16 protein-coding genes are annotated in these 20,987 nt (G+C 69.6%); 8 read left to right on the top strand and 8 right to left on the bottom strand.

Annotated features, from left to right (window positions below):
• Positions 1–50 precede the first annotated feature (50 nt).
• Both AB0M01_RS27845 and AB0M01_RS27840 read left to right on the top strand, forming a co-directional pair.
• Positions 51–1,586, top strand: coding sequence for an NCS1 family nucleobase:cation symporter-1 (locus AB0M01_RS27845; protein ID WP_363674554.1), 1,536 nt, complete (start codon positions 51–53; stop codon positions 1,584–1,586).
• Positions 1,587–1,635: 49 nt separating this feature from the next.
• A complete protein-coding gene (locus AB0M01_RS27840) occupies positions 1,636–2,460 on the top strand; it encodes a DUF3097 domain-containing protein (RefSeq protein ID WP_363674552.1) in 825 nt (274 codons plus the stop codon).
• On the opposite strand, the gene AB0M01_RS27835 is transcribed toward AB0M01_RS27840, so the two are convergent.
• The gene (locus AB0M01_RS27835; protein WP_363674550.1) at positions 2,435–5,020 is read right to left on the bottom strand and encodes a DUF3376 domain-containing protein; all 2,586 of its coding nucleotides are present in this window, start codon (positions 5,018–5,020) and stop codon (positions 2,435–2,437) included. The genes AB0M01_RS27840 and AB0M01_RS27835 overlap by 26 nt on opposite strands.
• A 142-nt stretch (positions 5,021–5,162) precedes the next feature.
• On the opposite strand from AB0M01_RS27835, the gene AB0M01_RS27830 reads away from it, so the two are divergent.
• Positions 5,163–5,756 carry a hypothetical protein gene (locus tag AB0M01_RS27830; protein ID WP_363674548.1) on the top strand — a complete coding sequence of 198 codons (594 nt, stop codon included), beginning with the start codon at positions 5,163–5,165 and terminating at the stop codon, positions 5,754–5,756.
• Positions 5,749–6,582, top strand: a complete 834-nt coding sequence (locus tag AB0M01_RS27825) for a hypothetical protein (RefSeq protein ID WP_363674546.1) — start codon at positions 5,749–5,751, stop codon at positions 6,580–6,582. Before AB0M01_RS27830 ends, AB0M01_RS27825 begins: the two co-directional genes overlap by 8 nt.
• On the opposite strand, the gene AB0M01_RS27820 is transcribed toward AB0M01_RS27825, so the two are convergent.
• Positions 6,579–7,598: a LacI family DNA-binding transcriptional regulator gene (locus AB0M01_RS27820; RefSeq protein WP_363674544.1), complete on the bottom strand. Its 1,020-nt coding sequence runs from the start codon at positions 7,596–7,598 to the stop codon at positions 6,579–6,581. The two genes, AB0M01_RS27825 and AB0M01_RS27820, sit on opposite strands and share 4 nt — an antisense overlap.
• A gap of 166 nt (positions 7,599–7,764) precedes the next feature.
• On the opposite strand from AB0M01_RS27820, the gene AB0M01_RS27815 reads away from it, so the two are divergent.
• Positions 7,765–9,267: a SulP family inorganic anion transporter gene (locus tag AB0M01_RS27815; RefSeq protein ID WP_363674542.1), complete on the top strand. Its 1,503-nt coding sequence runs from the start codon at positions 7,765–7,767 to the stop codon at positions 9,265–9,267.
• A 3-nt stretch (positions 9,268–9,270) separates the two neighbouring features.
• Here AB0M01_RS27815 and AB0M01_RS27810 read toward each other — a convergent pair whose 3' ends face one another.
• Together AB0M01_RS27810 and hemW are read right to left on the bottom strand one after the other, a co-directional pair.
• Positions 9,271–10,596 (bottom strand): ABC transporter substrate-binding protein, encoded by a 1,326-nt coding sequence (locus AB0M01_RS27810; protein ID WP_363674540.1) that lies wholly within the window; start codon positions 10,594–10,596, stop codon positions 9,271–9,273.
• Between the two features lie 237 nt (positions 10,597–10,833).
• Positions 10,834–12,036, bottom strand: a complete 1,203-nt coding sequence (gene hemW, locus AB0M01_RS27805; RefSeq protein WP_363674538.1) for a radical SAM family heme chaperone HemW — start codon at positions 12,034–12,036, stop codon at positions 10,834–10,836.
• Positions 12,037–12,120: 84 nt separating this feature from the next.
• On the opposite strand from hemW, the gene AB0M01_RS27800 reads away from it, so the two are divergent.
• Entirely contained in the window at positions 12,121–14,130 is a 2,010-nt protein-coding gene (locus AB0M01_RS27800; RefSeq protein ID WP_363674536.1) for an MDR family MFS transporter, read from the top strand.
• Between the two features lies 1 nt (position 14,131).
• Here the strand turns inward: AB0M01_RS27800 and AB0M01_RS27795 are convergent, their stop codons facing one another.
• Positions 14,132–16,273: a transglycosylase domain-containing protein gene (locus AB0M01_RS27795; RefSeq protein ID WP_363674534.1), complete on the bottom strand. Its 2,142-nt coding sequence runs from the start codon at positions 16,271–16,273 to the stop codon at positions 14,132–14,134.
• A 133-nt stretch (positions 16,274–16,406) separates the two neighbouring features.
• Between AB0M01_RS27795 and AB0M01_RS27790 the strand changes: the two genes are divergently transcribed.
• The gene (locus tag AB0M01_RS27790) at positions 16,407–17,228 is read left to right on the top strand and encodes a PHP domain-containing protein (RefSeq protein WP_363674532.1); all 822 of its coding nucleotides are present in this window, start codon (positions 16,407–16,409) and stop codon (positions 17,226–17,228) included.
• Here the strand turns inward: AB0M01_RS27790 and AB0M01_RS27785 are convergent.
• Entirely contained in the window at positions 17,225–17,542 is a 318-nt protein-coding gene (locus tag AB0M01_RS27785) for a helix-turn-helix domain-containing protein (protein WP_363674530.1), read from the bottom strand. The two genes, AB0M01_RS27790 and AB0M01_RS27785, sit on opposite strands and share 4 nt — an antisense overlap.
• A complete protein-coding gene (locus AB0M01_RS27780; protein ID WP_363674528.1) occupies positions 17,539–17,928 on the bottom strand; it encodes a type II toxin-antitoxin system RelE/ParE family toxin in 390 nt (129 codons plus the stop codon). The genes AB0M01_RS27785 and AB0M01_RS27780 overlap by 4 nt, the downstream gene beginning before the upstream one ends.
• A gap of 163 nt (positions 17,929–18,091) precedes the next feature.
• Here AB0M01_RS27780 and AB0M01_RS27775 point away from each other — a divergent pair, with 163 nt between their 5' ends.
• The gene (locus AB0M01_RS27775; protein WP_363674526.1) at positions 18,092–18,913 is read left to right on the top strand and encodes a MarR family transcriptional regulator; all 822 of its coding nucleotides are present in this window, start codon (positions 18,092–18,094) and stop codon (positions 18,911–18,913) included.
• Positions 18,914–19,042: 129 nt separating this feature from the next.
• Here AB0M01_RS27775 and AB0M01_RS27770 read toward each other — a convergent pair whose 3' ends face one another.
• Positions 19,043–20,878, bottom strand: a complete 1,836-nt coding sequence (locus AB0M01_RS27770) for a long-chain fatty acid--CoA ligase (protein WP_363674524.1) — start codon at positions 20,876–20,878, stop codon at positions 19,043–19,045.
• Positions 20,879–20,987 lie beyond the last annotated feature (109 nt).

Here is a 20,987-nt window from a genome sequence, read left to right as displayed (position 1 = left end):
ATCTCGTCCCGCACGTTGTTGCGAGGCATCGACGGGATGGGGTGGCACCAATGGTCAACACCGATCAGCTCGATCACCCGGACGGCCGGGTCGAGCTCGCCGACCCGAGCGTGGTCACGCAGAGCCGGTACGGCAACGAGGAGCTCGCGCCGACGCGGATCGCGGAGCGCAAGTGGACGACGTACAACTACGCCGCGCTGTGGATGGGGATGGCGCACAACATCCCCAGCTACCTGCTCGCGTCCGGGCTGGTCGCGCTCGGGATGAACTGGCTGCAGGCCTTCCTCACCATCACGCTGGGGAACCTGATCGTGCTCGTCCCGCTGCTGCTGAACAGCCACGCCGGGACCAAGTACGGGATCCCGTTCCCGGTCTTCGCGCGCGCCTTCTACGGCGTCCGCGGCGCCAACTTCCCGGCGCTGCTGCGGGCCTTCGTCGCCTGCGGCTGGTTCGGAATCCAGACCTGGATCGGCGGGCAGGCGATCCACGTCATCGTCGGTGAGCTGGCCGGCTCGGGCTGGCGGGACGCCGCGTCGGTCGGCGGGCACCCGTGGACGCTGTGGCTGAGCTTCGCGTTCTTCTGGCTGCTGCAGATGTGGCTGATCTGGCGCGGGATCGAGGGGTTGCGCCGGTTCGAGAACTGGGCGGCGCCGCTGGTCACGGTCGCGTTCCTGGCGCTGATGATCGCGATCCTGGTCAAGGCCGGCGGGCCCGGCCCGATCCTGTCGCAGCCGTCCACGCTCGGCTGGGACGCGGACTTCTGGAAGATCTTCGCGCCGGCGCTGATGGGGATGATCGCGTTCTGGGCCACGCTGTCGCTGAACATGCCGGACTTCACCCGGTTCGGCGCCGGCCAGCGCCAGCAGGTGATCGGGCAGATCATCGGGCTGCCGACCACGATGTCGTTCATCGCGCTGGTCTCGATCGTCACCACCTCGGGCACGGTGATCGTCTACGGCTCGGCGATCTGGGACCCGGTCGAGCTGACCAGGCGCTTCGAGAACCCAGTCGTCGTCACGGTCGGCCTGGTGATGGCGATCCTGGCGACGATGTCGTGCAACGTGGCCGCGAACGTGGTCAGTCCGTCGTACGACTTCGCGAACGCGTTGCCGCGCTGGCTGACCTTCCGTACGGCGGGCCTGCTGACCGGCGTGATCGGCGTCCTGATCCAGCCCTGGCGGCTGCTGACCGACCCGAGCATCTACATCTTCGCCTGGCTCGGTTTCTACGGCGGCCTGCTGGCCTCGGTCGCCGGCGTCCTGATCGCCGGCTACTGGATGATCGACCGCACCAACCTGTTCCTCGCCGACCTGTACCTGCCGCGCGGCCGCTACTGGTACGACGCCGGCTGGAACTGGCGAGCGGTCGTCGCCACCCTGGTCGGCTCGGTCCTCGCCGTCGGCGGCGCCTACTCGGCTCCCGGCTCCGGTCCCTTCCCGGAGGACGGGCTGATCCCGTTCCTGCAACCTCTGTACGACTATTCCTGGGTCGTCGGCCTGGCCGCCGGCCTCCTGGTCTACCTCGGTCTGACGATCGCGTTCCCGCACCGCGCCGACCGCGCGACGCACGCCGTACAGACGTTCTAGGGGCGTGTGGCTGACGGGTGAGGCACTCGTGGCCGCATAGGGTTGGCAGGTGGCTGACAGGTATGGGAACGACGTGCTGGCCGGGGATTGGCGCAAGCCCAAGAACGGGCGGACCGTCGACGTCGAGCTCGCGAAGGGCATGGTCGTCGAGGAGCCGACGTCGGGGTTCGTCGGGGCGGTGGTCCGGTGGGAGCACGGGGTCGTCGACCTGGAGGACCGGTTCGGGAAGATCCGGACCTACCCGATGGGCCCGGGGTTCTGGGTCGACGGGAAGCCGGTGAGTCTGGTCGCGCCGAAGAAGGCGGGGCCGGCCAAGAAGACCAAGACCGCGTCGGGGTCGGTCGCCGTCGAGGGTGTCCGGGCGCGGGTCGCGCGGGCCAGCCGGATCTACGTCGAAGGGCGGCACGACGCCGAGCTGGTCGAGCGGGTCTGGGGTGACGACCTGCGGATCGAGGGCGTCGTCGTCGAGTACCTGGAAGGCATCGACGACCTGCCCGCGATCGTCAACCGCTACCAGCCCGGCCCGGGCCGGCGGCTCGGCGTCCTGGTCGACCACCTGGTCGAGGGCTCGAAGGAGTCGAAGATCGCGGCCCAGGTGAACAACCGGCACGTGCTCGTCGTCGGGCACCCGTTCATCGACATCTGGGAAGCGGTTAAGCCGTCCTCGGTCGGGATCGCGGCCTGGCCGAAGATCCCGTACGGCGAGGACTGGAAGAAGGGCGTGCTGAAGTCGTTCGGCTGGCCGGCCACCGACCAGGCCGACGTCGCCGCGGCCTGGAAGCACATCCTGTCCAAGGTGAAGAGCTTCGCCGACCTCGACCCCGCCCTGCTCGGCCGGGTCGAGGAGCTCATCGATTTCGTGACGATGGACTGATTTCCGGAAGCCGGGCAGCGATCCAGCGGCGGATCTGCTGCCGGGCCCGCCGGACATACCAAGACACCACGAACAGCACCGCCGCCAGCGCCAGCACCACCCCGGACAGCAGCGCGGCAACGATCCGTACGCCGCCGGCGCTCACCAGCCCAGCGACCACCAGCAGCAGTACGCCGACACCCGCCGCGGCGATCGGCAGCCACGGCTCGAACACGAGCGGCCGCCGTACCGGCTGCAGCTCCGGCTTGCGGATCAGCCGGCTCCACACCGTCTCCCGCGCCGGCTTGGTGAACCACCGCACCGCCCGCAGCAGCCACGACCGCGGCTCGTTCTTGCGCGCCGCCGACGCCTTCACCCAGTCGCCGACCTTCGGGTTCAGCCCGCCCGACACGTCGACCAGCCGGTCCGCCAGCCCTCGCGTCGTCGCCTTGCCGGCCTTCGACCCGTTCAGCTCGTCGCGCATCGTGGTCAGCGCACCGAGCCCGGCGTCGACCGGGAAGTCCTCGGCCAGCCGGCGCACCTGCGCGGCCAGCTCCTCGGCCGTCCAGCCCTCCGACGTCAGCACCTGCCGCTGCGTCTCGCGGATCCAGTCCGGTTCGGCGCCGAGCATCGCGCCGAGGTGCGCGACGCAGTGCAGCCGGCCCATCAGCCAGTCCCAGCGCCGCCACTCGGCCGCCCCGAACGCGCCGAAGTGCCCGACCTGCGTGCCGTACAGGATCCGGTCCTTCAGATCGTTCGCGATCGACCCCTCGGGCAGCTCGTCGAGCAGCGTCAGCGGGATGTCCGGTCCGAGCCGCAGGAACTGGAACGGCGCACTGCGCTGCTGCGGCGTCCGCGCCGACGTGCAGCGCGAGATGATCTCCACCTCGAGCGCGGTCTCCACCATCACCGGCCCGACCGCCGCGACCAGCGTCGCGAACTCCTCGCCGAGCGCGCGCTGGATCTGCAGCGCCTCGAAGATGTCGTTCAGCCCGACCGCGACCGCCTCAGCGCCACCGGCCGGGCGCAGGTCGAGGTCGGCCTTCGCCAGCTCCGAAGCCAGCGCGTCCCGGACCGCCTGGACCTTCAGCAACGCGTCACTCGATGCCTTCAGCCACTTCTCCAGCACCTCGCGGTCGTCCGGCGCACTGCTGTCGATCTGCGTCCGCAACGACCGCAGCACCAGCCGTACGACGCGCTCGGCCGCGCCCGTTCCCCAAGGCCACAAGGGATTCCCGTCGGCGTCCTCCCGGAGCAACGCCGTCGATCCGTCCGGCCCGGGCACCCACGGATGGTCGGTTTCGAGGATCTCGTCGACCTCGGCCTCGGACAGCGCCGTCGCCGCGTCGAGCACCGTCGAGTGGTCCGGCGACGCGACCGTCACCGCCTCCCAGACCCCACCGGCAGCACGACCACGCGAGTACGTCGGCTGCAGCAGCGCCGCGGCCTTGTGCAGGGCGGCGCGGTTCTCCGGGGTCCGCGCGCACCGGTCGTACATCCGCTGGGTGTCCGACCAGGACGCGTCCGCCTCGAGCAGCAGCCGTTCCAGCTGCTCGACGTCGGAGCGGAAGTCGACCTCGCGCGGGAACTGCACGGCCGACAGCGCGGCCACCTGCCAGCCCGGTTCGGTTGCCTCGGGCAACCTCGTCGCGGCCAGCCCGATCCCCGACGACGGTACGACGTACAGCACGTAACGGCTCGCCTTGCCGGTCACCGGCCGCCGCGCCACGACGTCGAGCACCGGCCCGAACGGCGCGTTGTCGAGCACCCCGCCGTCGACCAGCCAGGCGCCCGACCCGGTGTGCGCACCGGGCTGCAGGCGCGGCGGGTTGGTCGCCATGTTCGGCGTCTCCAGCACCGGCCCGAACGCGACCGGGAACGACGCCGACGCCCGCGCGGCCCGGGCCAGCAGCTTGGTGTCGCTGAGCCCGTTGACCGGGTCGACCGAGAACGTGCGGGTGGCGCCGTCGTACAGGGCGCGTTGCTCGCTGGTGAAGCAGAACAGGTACCGATGGTCCGGTACGACGAACCGCTGCCCGGCCGCGTCCTTGGCCTCGAACTGCTGCACCCCGAGCCCGGACGCGGTCACGAACAGCGTCACCGGCTCGGCCGCCGTCGTCGGCGCGCCCCCGGCGACGCCCTTGAGCAACTGCTTGAGCTCGGTCAGGAAGTAGTCGCCGTCGAGCACCGACGTGGACGGTTTGCCGACCGCCGGGACCAGCTTGCCGACCTCGAGCGACCCGAGGCCGACCCACTTCTGCCGCAGCCACGGGCCGTCGTCGTCACCGGGGTCGAGCGTCGAGCCGTGCGAGACGGCGGTGGCCAGCAACGACCCGTTCAGGCCGCCCGCGCTGGTCCCCGCGATGACGTCGACGACGAGCTTGCGGTGCTCGCCGTCGCGGCGGCAGAGCTCGCGCCAGCGTTGCGCCAGCTGTTCGTCGTACGGCTGTGACGGTGGCGCCTGGCCGTCGGCCGACGCGCGCCGGATCAGGTCGAGCTCGTGCGTGACACCGCCCATCCAGACCGCCAGACTGACGCCTCCGTTGAGCACCAGCGCGATCCGGATCTCGTGGTCGGACATGGTCTCCCCCCTCGTCCACTACGAGGAATACCACGGGCGGAACTACAGAAACAGAGTTCGGCAGCGGAGAGTGAACAAACCAGGTCCGAACTGTTGCCGACACGCCTTACCCGGATCACTCTGGTGGGTGGGGGTGATGCTGATGTCCCGATGGGCGAAGGCATCGACGGTTCTGCTAGTGCTGTGCCTGGCAGGGTGTGCCGGCAGCAGCACCGAAGCCGGCGACGACGACAACAGCAGCGGCACCAGCGTTCCGGTGCAGACCGAGAGCACCGACGAGCCGTCGGTGGAGCCGACCGAGCCGGAGAAGCCGCAGCCGCCGGAGAACAAACCGGCGATCAAGAACGCGAAGCTGCCGGTCGGCGGTCAGGTCGAGTTCGACGACGAGGGCAAGGCCTGCTTCTCGCCCGCCTGGGGATCGGGTGAGCTGCCGTCCGGGGTCGAGATCGTGGCGGTGCGGTACGAGCTGACCGACGAGTCCGTGGTCCGGTTCGGTTCCGGCAACTGCGCGGAGATCGGGCCGCCGTGCGTCGAGGGCACCCAGTTCGGCAGCGGCGCGGACAGTTGCTACCTCGCGCTGGAGAAGGCCGGGCCGGGGCAGACCGTGCTCAACGTGTACGCCGACGTGACCTGCGACTCCGACGCCGTCTGCAGCAAGGTCCAGAGCGACTACCTGCAGATCGGCGGGCTGACGATCTCCGTCGAGGCCGGCGACTCGCCGAGCCCGGATGGCTGAGGAACGCGCCCAGCTCGAACGCTGGGTCAGCTTCGCCGCCGGCATCGTCGCGCCGGTCACGCTGGTCAGCGCGCTGCTGTTCTACTTCGGCTACGTCTCCGCGCGCTCGCAGTACGCGTACTTCGGCATCGACGTCGACACGATCGGGCTCAGCACGCAGGACTACGTGATGCGCAGCCCGCAGCCGTTGCTCGTCCCGCTGCTGGTCCTCACACTGCTGGCCGTCGCCGGTCTGCTGCTGCACAACGCGGTTCACCCCACCGAGCTGACCGTACGCCGAACAGCCGCGGCCGCCGCCGTCCTGCTGATGCTCGGCGTCGTCGGCCTGTTCCTCTACCCCGTGATCGGCCACGTCGCGTACTACGCGCTGGTCGTCCCGATCGTGATCGGCGTCGCCGCGGCCGCGCTCGGCTACCTCTCGTACGCCGCCTCGCGGCTCGGCAACCGCCGGGCGCCCGTCGTACTGATCGTGCTGCTCGGCGTCGTCACCACGACCTGCGCGTTCTGGGCCACGGCGACGACCGCCGAGTACTCCGGCCGCGGCCTGGCCAAGTCGGACGCGCAGAACCTCGGCCAGTTCCCGGCGGTCGTCCTCGACACCAAGGAACGGCTGCAGCTGCGCTCCCCCGGCCTCGACGAGACCGCGCTGCGGCCGAGCACCGGCCAGACCTTCAACTACCGCTACCGCGGCCTGCGGCTGCTCGTTGTCGGCGACAACCGCCTGTTCCTGGTCCCGGAGAAGTGGAACCCGTCGAACACCACGCTGGTCGTCTCGCTGGACTCGTCGATCCGCGTCCAGTTCGCCTTCCAGAACGACCCACCCTAGGCCGAGCCGCGCACCACGAGTTCGGTGTTGTAGATCTCCGGGCTGGTCAGGTCGGCGCCGCCGATCTTGGCCAGCAGCAGCTCGGCCAGGCGCGAGCCCAGCTTCTCGACCGGCTGCCGGACCGTGGTCAGCTGCGGCGTGGTCGTCGTCGCGACCACCGAGTCGTCGAAGCCGACCACCGACACGTCGTCCGGCACCCGGCGTCCGCGCTGCGACAGCACGCGCAGCGTCGCGGTCGCCATCAGGTCGTTGGCGACGAAGATCCCGTCCAGATCCGGGTGCTCGTCGAGCAGCTGGATCGTCGCCTGCTCGCCGCCCTCGGCGGTGAAGTCGCCGTACGCCACGGCCTCGGCGAAGCCGGCCTCCGCGACGACCTGCTGGTACCCGGCCAGGCGGTCCAGACCTGCGGTCATGTCCGGCGGCCCGGCGATGCTGCCGATCCGCTTGCGGCCCTTCGACAGCAGGTACTCGACCGCCGTACGGGCCCCGGCGACGTTGTCGACGTCGACGCTGGCGACCGGCACCTCGACGCCGATCGGCCGCGCGCTGAAGACGATCGGCAGCGGCAGCTGGGCCAGCTCCTGCAGCACGTTGTCGCGGCCGTGGTGGCTGACGATGATCGCGCCGTCGACGTGCCCGCCGCGCAGGTACCGCAGCAGGCGCTGGTCGTCGCCCTCGGACGGCTCGATCAGCAGCACCAGCTGGGACGACGTCGGCGCCAGCGTCCGGCTCACGCCGCGCAGGATCCCGGCGAAGAACGGGTCCGAGAAGACCCGGCTGTCCGGCTCGGGCACCACCAGCGCGACCGAGTCCGTACGCCGGGTGACCAGTGCGCGGGCGGCCCGGTTCGGCACGTAGCCGAGCTGGCCGATCGCCCGCTCGACCGCGGCGACCGTGTCCGGCAGCACCTTCGGCGAACCGTTCACCACCCGGGACACGGTGGCCCGGGAGACCCCGGCCAGCGCGGCCACCTGCTCCAACGTCGGAGTCCCACCGGCGTGCGGATCGAATGCCACTGGGACCTCCTTGACGCGATCTGACCTTCACACGGTAATGCCTTTCGGGCCACCGGGTCGGCTATATCCGTCTCACGGCCGTTTCCCGGTCGGGTGATCGATTTCCGGCTCGGGTAAAGTCGCTCGGCGGTGTGGCCTCTGCCACCGCTCACCCTGGGAGATCCCGATGACCTCGCTGACGCCCGAGTCAGCTCTGCCCGTCACGTCCGTACGGGCCGCTCTGCGTTCGCCGCGGCTGCTCAAGACCGAGGCGCTGTCCGGCCTGATGGTCGCGCTGGCGCTGATCCCGGAGGCGATCAGCTTCTCGATCATCGCCGGCGTCGACCCCCGGGTCGGCCTGTTCGCGTCGGTGACGATGGCGATCTCGATCGCGTTCCTCGGCGGCCGGCCGGCGATGATCTCGGCCGCGACCGGCGCGGTCGCGCTGGTGATCGCACCGGTGATGCGCGACCACGGCTTCGACTACCTGATCGCGACCGTGCTGCTGGCCGGCGTACTGCAGGTGGTGCTCGGGCTGCTCGGCGTCGCGCGGCTGATGCGGTTCATCCCGCGCTCGGTGATGGTCGGCTTCGTGAACTCGCTGGCGATCCTGATCTTCCTGGCCCAGCTGCCGCACCTGGTCGGCGTCCCGTGGCTGGTCTACCCGCTGGTCGCGCTCGGCGTCCTGGTGATGGTGTTCCTGCCGCGGCTGACGACCGCCGTACCGGCGCCGCTGGTGGCGATCCTGGTCGTCACCGCGATCGTGCTGATCACGCACTCCGGCGTACCGACGGTCGGGGACGAGGGCGAGCTGCCGGACAGCCTGCCGTCGCTGTTCTGGCCGAACGTGCCGTTCTCGCTGGACACGCTGCGGATCATCGGCCCGTACGCACTCGGCATGGCGCTGGTCGGGCTGCTGGAGTCGCTGATGACCGCGAAGCTGGTCGACGACGTCACCGACACACCCTCGGTGAAGACCCGCGAGGCCTGGGGCCAGGGCGTCGCGAACGTGATCACCGGCCTGTTCGGCGGGATGGGCGGCTGCGCGATGATCGGCCAGACGATGATCAACGTGAAGGGCGGCGGCGCCCGGACCCGGATCTCGACGTTCCTGGCCGGCGGCTTCCTGCTGGTGCTGCTGGTCGGCCTCGGCGACCTGGTCGGGCTGATCCCGATGGCCGCGCTGGTCGCGGTGATGGTGATGGTCTCGGTCGGCACCTTCGACTGGCACAGCATCCGGCCGCGGACGCTGCGCCGGATGCCGCGCAGCGAGACCTCGGTGATGCTGGCGACGGTCGTGGTCGTCGTCGCGACCCACAACCTGGCGATCGGTGTCGTGGTCGGCGTGCTGGTCGCGATGGTGCTGTTCGCCCGCCGGGTCGCACACTTCACCCAGGTCGCGGAGGTCCCGACCTCCGAGCCGGACACCAAGGTGTACGCCGTCACCGGCGCGCTGTTCTTTGCCTCCAGCAACGACCTGGTGCACCAGTTCGACTACCGCGGCGACCCGGCCCGGGTGATCGTCGACCTGACCGACTCGCACGTCTGGGACGCGTCCACGGTCGCGACGCTGGACGCGATCAGCACCAAGTACGCCCGGTACGGCAAGACGGTCGAGATCGTCGGCCTGAACGCCGCCAGCGCCGAGCGCCGCGACCGGCTGGCCGGCACGCTGGGTGCCGGCCACTAGGTTCTAGTTGCCGGCCCGGGTGTTGGCGGCCTTGTCGGCTTCCCGGAGCGCCTGTTTCCAGGCCGCCTGCGGACCCTGCTTGCCCTGGTCGACGCGTTCGAGGGCGTTGGTGAAGACCTGGTTGATCTCACCGTCGCGCGGACCCTTGTGCTGCTTGAGGATCACGTTCTTGGCCCGGTTGATGAAGATCTGCCCGACCGGTGCGTTGTTGAAGTACGCGTTGACCTGCGACTTCACCTGCTCGGCGTCGTAGGCGTCGACGGTGGACGGGAACGACCCGACCTTCTTGAACACCTTGATCTGCTGCTCCGGCGCGGTCAGCCAGGCGGCCAGCTTCGCGGCCTCCTCCGGCTGCGTCGACTGGGTCGGCACGGTCAGGTACGAGCCGCCCCAGTTGCCACCGCCGCCGGGGAAGACGTCCGCGACGTCCCACTTGCCCTTGCCGAAGCTGCCCGCGTTGTCCGCGATCACGCCGAGCAGCCAGCCCGGGCAGGCCATCGTCGCGAACGCGTCGGACCGGAACGCCCGCGTCCACGCGTCGCTCCAGGCCGGCAGCTTGGCCGACAGGCCGTCGTCGCTGCCGGCGACGATCTGGTTCCAGGTCCGCGACAGCAGCTCGTTGTCCTCGCCGAGGTAGCGGTCCTGGTTGGAGTAGTAGGCCTCGATCAGCTGGTTGCGCATGGCCTCCCAGGTGAGCACCGCCGAGTCGTACCAGGCCGAGTTCGGCATCTTCGCCTTGAACCGGCGGCCGTAGGAGAAGTACGACGCCCAGTCCGGGAAGAGCTTGGCGACCTCGGCCCGGTCGGTCGGCAGCCCGGCCTTGGCGAACAGGTCGCGCCGGTAGCAGATCGCCTCCGGCCCGATGTCGGTGCCGTAGCCGATGATCTTGCCACCGGGCGCGGTGGCGCCGGCCACCTTCCAGTCCAGCCAGCGGCCGGACAGGTCGTCGGCGCCGTAGTCGCGCAGGTCGACGAACTTGTCGGCCTTGGCCAGGTACTTGTAGATCCAGCTGACCTCCATCGCCTCGATGTCGGCCATCCCGGAACCGGAGGCCAGGTTGGTCTCCAGGTTCTTGATGTGCTCGTCGACGGTCTCGGCGCGGCGCTCGGTGATCTTCACGTTCGGGTGCGCGGCCTCGTACTCGCGGTACAGGTCGCCGTAGCCGAACTCGTTGAAGGTCGCGATGGTCAGGTCGACCCGGGGACCGTCGGCGCCGGACGCGCCGGTGGACCGGTCGGGGCTGCCGCCGCAGGCGCTGACCAGCAGGGTGAGGCTGCAGGCGAGCACGACGGCGGTACTACGGGGGCGGAGGCGGGCCTTGGGCCGCATGTGAGTTGCTCCCTGTGGTTCGGACGGGTTGAGAGCGCTCCCCATTCGGAAAGTGACCTGAGTTTCGAGCGTTTCAACCGGATGTGTCAAGGACCACATCGTCACGCTGAGATACCGGTGCACCTTGGTCAGTACATACCGGCCGATCCGGTCACCGACAGCACCACGCCGATGACGGTGTGCTCTGTTACCTGGGAGTTTGTTGACTTGTCCTGACTTTTGCGGCCAGAAACGGGCCTACGGCAACAGGTCGCGGACCACCGCGTCGGCGAGCAGCCGACCACGCCGCGTGAGCACCAGCCGATCGTGCTCGATCACGACCAGCCCGTCCATCCCGGGCAGCGCGGCGCGCCCCTCGGCGTCCAGGACGGCGACCGGGAGTCCGGCCCGGAGCCGGATCTCGAGCAGCACCCGCTCGACCCGGCGGGTCTCCTCGTCGAGCAGCTCCCGCGCGTACGCCGGGCTGTCGCCGGCCGCGATCCGTTCGGCGTACGCGCTCGGGTGCTTGACGTTCCACCAGCGGACGCCGCCGACGTGGCTGTGCGCGCCCGGGCCGATCCCCCACCAGGTGTCACCGCGCCAGTAGAGCTCGTTGTGCCGGCAGCGGGCGTCGTCGGCGTTGGCCCAGTTCGACACCTCGTACCAGGTCAGGCCGGCGGCGCTGAGCAGGTCGTCGGCGAGCACGTACTTGTCGGCCAGGTCGTCGTCGTCCGGCATCGGCAGCTCGCCGCGGCGGACCCGGCGGGCCAGCTGGGTGCCGTTCTCGACGATCAGCGCGTACGCGCTGACGTGGTCGGGCTGCGCGGACAGCGCCGACTCCAGCGACGCGCGCCAGTCGGCGAGCGTCTCCCCCGGCGTCCCGTAGATCAGGTCGAGGTTGACGTGCCGGAACCCCGCGGCGGTCGCCTCCTTCACGGCGTCCAGCGCGCGACCCGGCGTGTGCTGCCGGTCGAGGATCTTCAGCACGTGCGACGACGCGCTCTGCATGCCGAAGCTGACCCGGGTGAAGCCGGCCTCGAGCAGCTCCTCGAGGTAGCGCTGGTCGACGGACTCGGGGTTGGCCTCGGTGGTCACCTCGGCGTCCGGTGCGAGCCCGAACTCGTCGCGGACCGCCTTCAGCATCTTGCCCAGGTCCGCGGCGGGCAGCAGCGTCGGCGTACCGCCGCCGAAGAAGACGGTGTCGACCTGCTTGTCGTGCGGCAGCACCCGGCGCGCGAGCCGGACCTCCTGCACGGCGGTGTCGGCGTACGACGCCTGCGAAGCGCCGCCGCCGAGCTCCTTGGCGGTGTAGGTGTTGAAGTCGCAGTATCCGCAGCGGGAGGCGCAGAACGGGACGTGCAGGTAGAACCCGAACGGCCTGGTGGCGGACTCGGCGACGGCGGCGTCCGGCAGCGACCCGTCCCGGGGCGCGACCTCTCCCTCAGGCAGTGTCGATGGCACGTCCCCATGCTACGGACTGCGATTGCAACCTCGTTGCGGCGGTTCTGCGGTCGCTGTGTGTCGTCGGCTGGCTACATTCAGCTCATGGACACCGAGGCACAGCCCGTCGGCCGGGCGACCCGGAACGCCGTCGTGGTGGCGATCATGCTCGGCATGCTGCTGGCGGCGCTCGACCAGACCATCGTCGCGACCGCGCTGCCGACCATCGTCAGCGACCTGGGCGGCGCCAACCACCTGTCCTGGGTGGTCACGGCGTACCTGCTGGCCGAGACGATCATGACCGCGCTGGTCGGCAAGTTCGGCGACCTGTACGGGCGCAAGCGGATGTTCCTGATCAGCGTCGTGCTGTTCCTGGCCGGGTCGGCGCTGTGCGGGATGGCCGACTCGATGCTCTGGCTGGTCGGCTCCCGCGCGATCCAGGGCCTCGGCGCCGGCGGGCTGCTGGTCACCTCGACCGCGGTGATCGCGGACGTCGTACCGCTGGCCGAACGCGGCAAGTACCAGGGCTTCATCGGCTCGGTCTTCGGCGTCTCGACGGTCGCCGGGCCGCTGCTCGGCGGGCTGTTCGTCGACCAGCTGAACTGGCGCTGGGCGTTCTACGTGAACATCCCGCTCGGCATCGTCGTACTGGTGGTCGCGTCGTTCACGCTGCCGTCGGTGAAGGCTGCGGTCGGGCCGAAGATCGACTACCTCGGGATCCTGCTGATCGGGCTGGCCGCGACCGGGCTGACCCTGGTCACGACCTGGGGTGGCAACGAGTACGACTGGACGTCGCCGGTGATCCTGGCGATGGCGGTCGGGTCGCTGATCGCGCTCGGGCTGTTCGTCGCGGTCGAGAAGCGGGCGGCCGAACCGTTGCTGCCGATGCGGCTGTTCCGGTCGGGTGTGTTCACGGTGTGCGCGGTCCTGAGCTTCATCATCGGGTTCGCGATGCTCGGCGGGGTCACGTTCCTGCCGACGTACCTGCAATACGTGCACGGCGCCTCGGCGACCGACTCCGGGCTGCAGATGCTGCCGCTGGTGCTCGGGCTGCTGGTCGCGTCGATCGGCGTCGGACAGGTGATCAGCAAGACCGGGCGGTACCGGCCGTTCCCGATCATCGGGACGGTGCTGATCGGCGGCGGGCTGTACCTGCTGTCACTGATGGGCAACAGCACGGCGTACTGGACGACCGCGCTGTTCATGGTCGTCCTCGGGCTCGGGGTCGGGCTCTGCATGCCGGTGCCGACGGTCGTGGTGCAGAGCACGGTCGACTACAAGGACCTCGGAGTGGCGACCTCCGGGGTGAGCTTCCTGCGCACGATGGGCAGCTCGTTCGGGGTCGCGGTCTTCGGGTCGATCTACGCCTCCGAGCTGCCGGCCAAGCTGGCGGCGGCGTTGCCCGCGGGCGTCGATCCACGGTTGGCGTCCTCGGTCGAGGGCGTCCGGTCGCTGCCTCCGGCCGCCCGCGAGCCCGTCACCGCGGCGTACGCCGACGCGCTGCACGTCGTCTTCCTCACCGCCGTACCGGTCGCTGCGCTCGGGTTCGTCGTCGCGCTGCTGCTCAAGCAGGTGCCGTTGCGGGACACGGCTCGGATGACTGCCGGTGGGAACTCCGGGGTCGGCGAGAGCTTCGCGGCGCCGGCGTCGTTCGACTCCGAGCACGAACTGCAGAAGCTGGTCGCGCTGATCGTGCAGAACCACAAGCGGTCGCCTGCGCCGGAGGTGCTGGCGGAGTCGGGGATCCCGTTGAACACGGCGCAGGCCTGGATGATCATGCGGGTGTTCCGGGGCGGCGCCGAGAACGGGTCGGCGACGTTGGCGGAGATCACCGGGGATCTGAAGGTGCCGCCGGGGGTGTTCGAGCCGCTGGCTGCTCAACTCGTTGCCGACGGGTACCTGTCGGAGGTGCTGGGGCATTACCGGTTCACGCCGTACGGGCTGGAGATGTTCCAGCGGTTCGTCGGGGCCTATCGCCGCTGGTTGCTGGAGCGGCTGGAGGACTGGGAGACGAGTGAGGACTTCTCGGTCGCGATCGACCGGATCGCGGAGCAGATGCTGGATCGGGGGCACTCGCTGACGACGGGGAAGCACGCGGCGCTGGTCGACGCGTGATTCAGCGGCGGCCGCGGTTGTCGTTGCGGTCGTCGTTGTCGTCGTCTTCGTCGTCGGCGGGCTTCTTCTTGTCCGCGTCGCCTCCGCCGAGCATCTTGGCGGGCGGTGCTGTGAAGCGCCGGACCGGCATGCCCGGGAGCGCCTTCTGCATCGCGGTCTTCCACAGCGGGCCGGCGGTACCGGAGCCGGTGGGGTCGCGGATGTCGCGGCCGTCGAGGGTGTGACCGTACATCAGGTTCGTGTACGGCAGGTTGGCGTCGGCGACGACCGACGCGGCGGCCAGGTTCGGCGCGTAACCGGCGTACCAGACGGCGCGGTTGTCCTGGATCGTGCCGGTCTTGCCGGCCAGGTCCCAGTTGCCGAAGTTGAGGCGGCCGCCGGTGCCGCCGGGCTCCATGACGGCGCTCAGCACCCGGTTCACGCCGTCGGCGACCTGCGGTGAGATCGCCTGCTTGCAGGACGGGCCGGGTGTCTTGACCGGCTTGCCGGAGCCGTCGCGGATCCCCGTGACCAGCACCGGCGTGCAGTACTTGCCGCGCGCGGCGAACGTCGCGTACGCGTTCGACAGCATCAGCGGCGTCGTGTAGCCGACGCCGAGCGTGAACGAGACGACCTGGTCGAGCGGGCCGAGCGTCTGCGCGTTGTACATCCCGAGCCGCGCGGCGATCTGCGCGGGCACGCACAGGCCGGTCCGCTGCGAGAGCTGCAGGAAGTAGGTGTTGGTCGAGTACCGCGCGGCCTCGACCATGGTCAGGTCGCCGCTCTTCGTCGAGTTCTTCGGCTGGTACTCCGGGTCGCGTGTGTACCCGGTACAGGTCCGGAACCGCTTCCCGCGCAGGTCGATCTGCTGCGGCGAGTTGATCCGGTAGTCCAGCGGCAGGCCCTTGGTCAGCGCCGCCGCGACCGTGAACGCCTTCATCGTCGAGCCGTTCTGGAAACCGCCGTACCCGCCGGGGTACGACTTCTCGACGTTGTAGTTGTACGCCGTCTCGTACTTGCCGTTCCCGTACGGCTTGCTCTGCACCATCGCCTTGACCACGCCGGTCCCCGGCTCGACCACGGTGATCGCCGCGATCGCGGTGTCGCGCGGTTTGGTGTGCTCGTTGATCGACGCCTGCGCGGCGGCCTGGATCCGCGGGTCGATCGACGTCGTCACCGACAGGCCGCCGGTCTTCAGGTAGTGGTCGCGCTCCTTGACGGTGGCGCCGAGCGCCGGGTTCTGGAGCAGCTTCGAGACGGCGTACTCGCAGTAGAACGGGTACCGCGAACCGGCGCAGCCGTTCGGGACCTTCTGGATCTTCTTCAGGTCGACGACCGGCGTCCGGATCGCGTCGTTCAGCTGCTTGGCCGAGATCAGGCCGAGCTCGTGCATCCGGCGCAGCACCACGTCGCGGCGGTCCTTGGCGCGTTTCAGGTTGTTCGTCGGGTCGTAGCCGGTCGGGTTCTTCACCAGGCCGGCGAGCAGCGCGGCCTGCGGGAGGTCGAGCCGGCCGGCGGTGGTCCGGAAGTAGTGCTGGGCCGCGGCCTGGACGCCGTACGCGCCGTCGCCGAAGTTCGCGAGGTTCAGGTAGCGCTCCAGGATCTCGTCCTTGGAGACCTCCTTCTCGAGCGCGATCGCGTACCGCAGCTCGGTCAGCTTGCGCTGGTAGGTGACCGCGGTCGCCGCCTGCCGCTCCTCCGCGGTCCGGGCCTTCTCGATCAGGCTCAGCTTCACGTACTGCTGGGTGATGCTCGACCCGCCCTGCTGCACCGAGCCCTCGGTCTGGTTGCGGACCAGCGCGCGCAGCGTGCCCTTCGCGTCCAGCGCGCCGTGGCTGTAGAACCGCGAGTCCTCGATCGCGACGATCGCCTGCCGCATCAGCTTGCTGACCTGGTTCAGCGGCACCGGCACCCGGTTCTGCTCGAACAGCGTCGCGATCAGGCTCCCGTCGGCCGCGAAGATCCGGCTCCGCACCTGCAACGGCTCGGCCTTCAGCTCCTGCGGCAGCCGCTCGACGGTGTCCGACACCTTCTGCGCGCTCACGTCGACCAGCCCGGTCAACGGAATCACCAGCCCCGCCGCCAACGCACCCGACAGCACGCTCACGCCGATGAACTTGTTCAACGACCGAACGACGTTGCGACCGCCCCTGCCGGTTGCCACCCTCCAACGGTAAGGGCTCCGAGCGCCGTTCCCGGATTTCGTAGTCAACCTGTGAGGAACCAATACCGTTGCCCAGGGCAATCCTCCCCGGGCACGCCGGGCCCGGTCGCGCCTGCTGCCGCAGACTGGAACCATGCGACTCCCCACCGACGGCCACGTCCACACCCAGTTCTCCTGGGACGCCGACCAGGGCAACATGCAGGAGACCTGCGCCCGAGCCGTCGCCCTCGGCCTCCCCGCCGTCGCCTTCACCGAACACGTCGACTTCACGCCGTTCCGCGCCGGCTTCCTCGCGCCGAAGTTCCCCGACCTCGTCCAGGACGGCATCCTGCACGCGCCGCCCTTGGACGTCGCCGGCTACTTCGACTCGATCGCCCGCTGCCGAGCCCGCTACCCCGACCTCCAGATCCTCACCGGCCTGGAGATCGGCCAGCCCCACCTCCACGTCCCCGAAGTCACCGCCCTCCTCGCCCAGGGCCCGTTCGACCGAGTCATCGGCTCCCTCCACTGCCTCCCCGACCCGCTCACCGGCGAAATGGCAGAACCCTGGGAACTCTTCCCCCACCACCCCGCGCCCGACGTCTTCCGCGCCTACCTCGCCGAACTCCCCCGCATGATCGCCGCCACCGAGGCGTTCACCACCCTCGGCCACATCGACTACCCCGTCCGCTCCTGGCCCGGCCCCTTCGACCCCCACGACTTCGAGGACGAGCTCCGCACCGCCCTCCGAGCCCTGGCCACCGCGAACCGGGCCCTCGAGTACAACACCCGCCTCCCCCTCGCCCCCACGATCCTCACCTGGTGGCACGAGGAAGGCGGCAATCTCCTGACCTTCGGCAGCGACGCCCACCTCCCCGAAGCCCTGGCCACCGGCCTGACGGAGGCAGCAGCCGTCGCCTCGTCCCACGGCTTCCAACCCGGCGCCTCCCCCACTGCGCCTTGGGTCGCGGTCTAACCGAGGACCAGCTTCTCGTCCCCGAAGCTGGCAACAACCTCCAGCTTGCCGCCGAGCGCCTCGACGTACTTCCTGATCGTGCTCAGCTCGGACCTGCTCAACTCACCACGCTCGATCGACGAGACCGCCGCCTGACTCATGTGCATAGTCGCGGCCAACTGCACCTGCGTGACCCCGTGCTGCTGACGAACCTCCGCCAGCCGGAAGGCCCGCTGCTCGGCCAGCGCCTCCTCCCGCTGAGCGGCGACTCGCGCCTCGGCCTCCGGGCTGTCGATCCGCTCGGCCCGTACGTCCTTCCACTTCCGATGTGTCATCTGTCCATCCCTCCATCACCGTACGGATCGTCCGCCCACCCCGGATTCCGCCCCAGATTGCCGAGCCACTCGTCGTAGAGATCGTCGGCGATCGGGATGTTTTCCCGGTACCACTCGATCCAGCGATCTTGCTTGCTGCCACCCAGGAGCAGCACCGCCTGGGTCTGCGGATCGAAGGCGAACAGCACGCGCAGTTTGCCGCACCGCAGTTCCTTCATGTTCTGGTGCCGCGATCCCTTGATCGTGTCGACCGTCGGTCGTGGCGTCGCCGGACCTTGCTCGGCCAGCAGGTCGATCCGAGCCGCCAAGGCGTCGTACTCCCTGGTGGGCAGCGAGTTCATCCACTTGCTGCAGCCATCCAGTACGTAGACGTCGTACTCCTCCATGTGACGACAATACAACTTCAAGCTTGTACAAGCCAAGCCTTGTTGCCTGTCTGGCCTGAGTGCGCGGGTACTCGGTAAGAAAATCTTCAGTCTGTTGTCGGATTCAGGGTGAGGGGTTCGTAGAGACAGTGACGGAGCGGAACGAAGCGAGGAGAGCACCACGATGGACAGCGTTGCGGGGCGGCTGAAGGAACTGGTTGTGCCGATTCACGAAGTGGCCTACATGGCCGATGAGCCGAACGAGGCGTTGCAGGCGCTTGGGTTCGAGGGGTACTGGCCGTTGTACTTCGCTTCGCGGTCGGCGCCGCTCGGGAAGGTGCCGGCTGAGGTGGTCGACGCGTTGTTCTACAACTTCGTGCCGGGGGAGGTCGCGGCTTGTGTGCCGAGTTGCTGGGAGGTCGCTTCGCCGGAGGAGGTGCTGGCGGCGCGGGAGCGAGGGTGTGTGGCCGCGCTGCGGGGGATCTTGGGGGAGCTCGCTGACAGTCCGGTGGTGGGGCGGTGTGCGGATGTGCTGATGAAGGCTGCGTTCAGTGCGCCGGTCGAGGGACGGATGCTGTACGCCGGGTTGCGGTCGATCCCGGTGCCCGAGGAGCCGGTCGCGCGGTTGTGGCATGCGGCGACGTTGCTGCGGGAGCACCGCGGAGACGGGCACACGGCGTCGCTGGTCACGCGCGGGATCGGTGGGCAGGAGTCGCACGTGCTGCTGGCGCTGCTGTGGGACATGAAGCCGCGCGACTTCGGGCGGCTGGATCCGCTGTCCGACGAGCAGCTCGAGGTCGTGATCGACGGGCTGCGGGAGCGCGGGCTGGTGAACGCCGAGGGGTGGTTCACGCCGGAGGGGCGGAAGCTGCGGGACGAGATCGAGGAGCTGACCGACGAGCTGGCGGCGCCGGCGTACGAGTGCCTGACGGCGGAGGAGGTGGACGAACTGGTCACCGACCTCAAGCCGCTGGTGGAGAAGATCGTCGCCGCTCGGCCGTTCTAGGTGCCCGCTGTACGGCGAGGGCGGGGACTAGGAGCGCGCGAGCGTGAGGCGGCAGAGACGTGGAGCGGGCGAGCGCGCGGGCGCGAGCCCGCGGCGGAGGAGCCCGCAGCGGGCTCCTCCCCCGGCGTCCTAGCTGTACATCTTGTCCAGCAGGTCCCCGTACTGCGTCTCCACGTGCTTGCGCTTCAGCTTCAGGCTGGGCGTCATCTCGCCGCCCTCGACCGTGAGGTCCCGCTCGAGGATGGTGAACTTCTTGATCGTCTCCCAGCGGTTCAGCCCGGCGTTGAGCTCGTCGACGTAGCCCTGGATCATCGCCTGGGCGGCGTCGGAGGTCGCGATCTCGGCGTACGACTTGCCTTCGAGCCCGTTCGCGGCGGCCCACGCAACGATCGCATCGGGGTCGAGCGTGACCAGGGCGCTGACGAAGTTGCGCTGGCTGCCGTGGACCAGGAACTGGCTGGCGTACGGGCAGATCATCTTGAACCGGCCCTCGATCACCTGCGGGGCGACGTACTTGCCGCCGGAGGTCTTGAACAGGTCCTTCTTGCGGTCGGTGATGAACAGGAACTCGTCCTCGAAGTGCCCGATGTCGCCGGTGTGGAACCAGCCGTCGGTGTCGATCACCTCGGCGGTCTGCTCGGGCAGGTTGTGGTACCCGCTCATCACGCCGGGGCCCTTGATCAGGATCTCGCCGTCCTCGGCGATCTTGAACTCCGAGGCCGGGAAGATCGGCCCGACGCTGCCGAGCCGGTACCGGTCGGGGCGGTTCAGCGTCGACCCGGCCGCGGTCTCGGACAGGCCGTAGCCCTCGAGGATCAGCAGCCCGGCCGCGTGGAACCACTCGGCGAGCTTCTTGTCCAGCGCCGCCGACCCGGACACGAAGAACCTGATCCGCCCGCCGAACCGGGCGCGGATCTTCGACAGCACCAGCTTGTCGGCCAGCGCGTACTTGGCCGCCAGTACGCCGGAAGGCTCCTTCCCGGCCTGCCGCAGCGCCGACACCTCGGCGCCGACCCCGAACGCCCAGTGGAACAGTTTGAGCTTGGCGCCGCCGTCGGCCTCCATCATGGTGACGATCCGGCCGTGCGCCTTCTCGAACACCCGCGGCGCGGCGGCCATGAACGTCGGCTGGACGACGGCGGCGTTCTCGACGATCTTGTCGACCCGCCCGTCGATCGCGGTGGCGAACCCGATCTGGAACTGGACCGCGAGCAGCACCTGCCCGAACACGTGCGACAGCGGCAGCCACAGGTACTGCAGGTCGTCCGGGCTGAGCACCCGGATCCCTTCCACAGCAGCGCCTTCGTACGTCCACACCGAGTGCGGCAGCCGGACGCCCTTCGGGCGGCCCGTCGTACCGGAGGTGTAGACCAGCGTGCACAGGTGGTCGGGCCTGACCTGGGCGACCCGCTCGTCGATCGCGGTCGGGTGGTCGTCGAGGTAGCGGGCGCCGAGCTCGTCGAGGGCGGCGACGCTGATCACCCAGTCGCCGTCCTGCTCCTCGGGCTCGCCGTCGATCAGTACGACCTTGTGCACCGACGGGATGTCGGCCTTGTGCTCGCGCAGCTTGGCGACCTGGCCGGCGTCCTCGGCGAAGACGACCTGGACCTCGGCGTCGGCGACGATGTAGGCGACGTCGGCGGCCATCGTGGTCGGGTAGATGGTGGTGGTCGCGGCCGCGGTGACGACGGCGGCCAGGTAGCACTGGACCCATTCGAGGCGAGTGTTCGCGGCGACCGCGACGCGCTGCTCGGGCTCGACGCCGAGCGCGATCAGGCCCGCGCCGCGGCGCCGGACCAGCTCGTCGGTCTGCTGCCAGGTGACCGAGGCCCAGCCGTCGGCGACGGGGTGCCGGAACGCCTCCCGCTGGGGCGTGGCCGCCACCCGGTCGAAGAACATCTGCGCCAGATGTTCTTTGCGTGAGCTGAGCAACGCGAGCTGCGGACCGTCGGCAACGGGCTTCATTCTGGCCTCCCAGGGGTCAGGTAAACCGGAGAGTAATAGCTCCGGCGCACGCTGACCATGGCGCTCGCCCAGCCACCCGCCCCAGGTCCATCACGTTTCCGCAACGCCC

This window comes from Kribbella sp. NPDC051770 (assembly GCF_040681455.1).
Lineage (GTDB): Bacteria > Actinomycetota > Actinomycetes > Propionibacteriales > Kribbellaceae > Kribbella.
The sequence above is the reverse complement of the archived record's forward strand: the minus strand, read 5'-3'. Positions and strand labels throughout refer to the sequence as shown.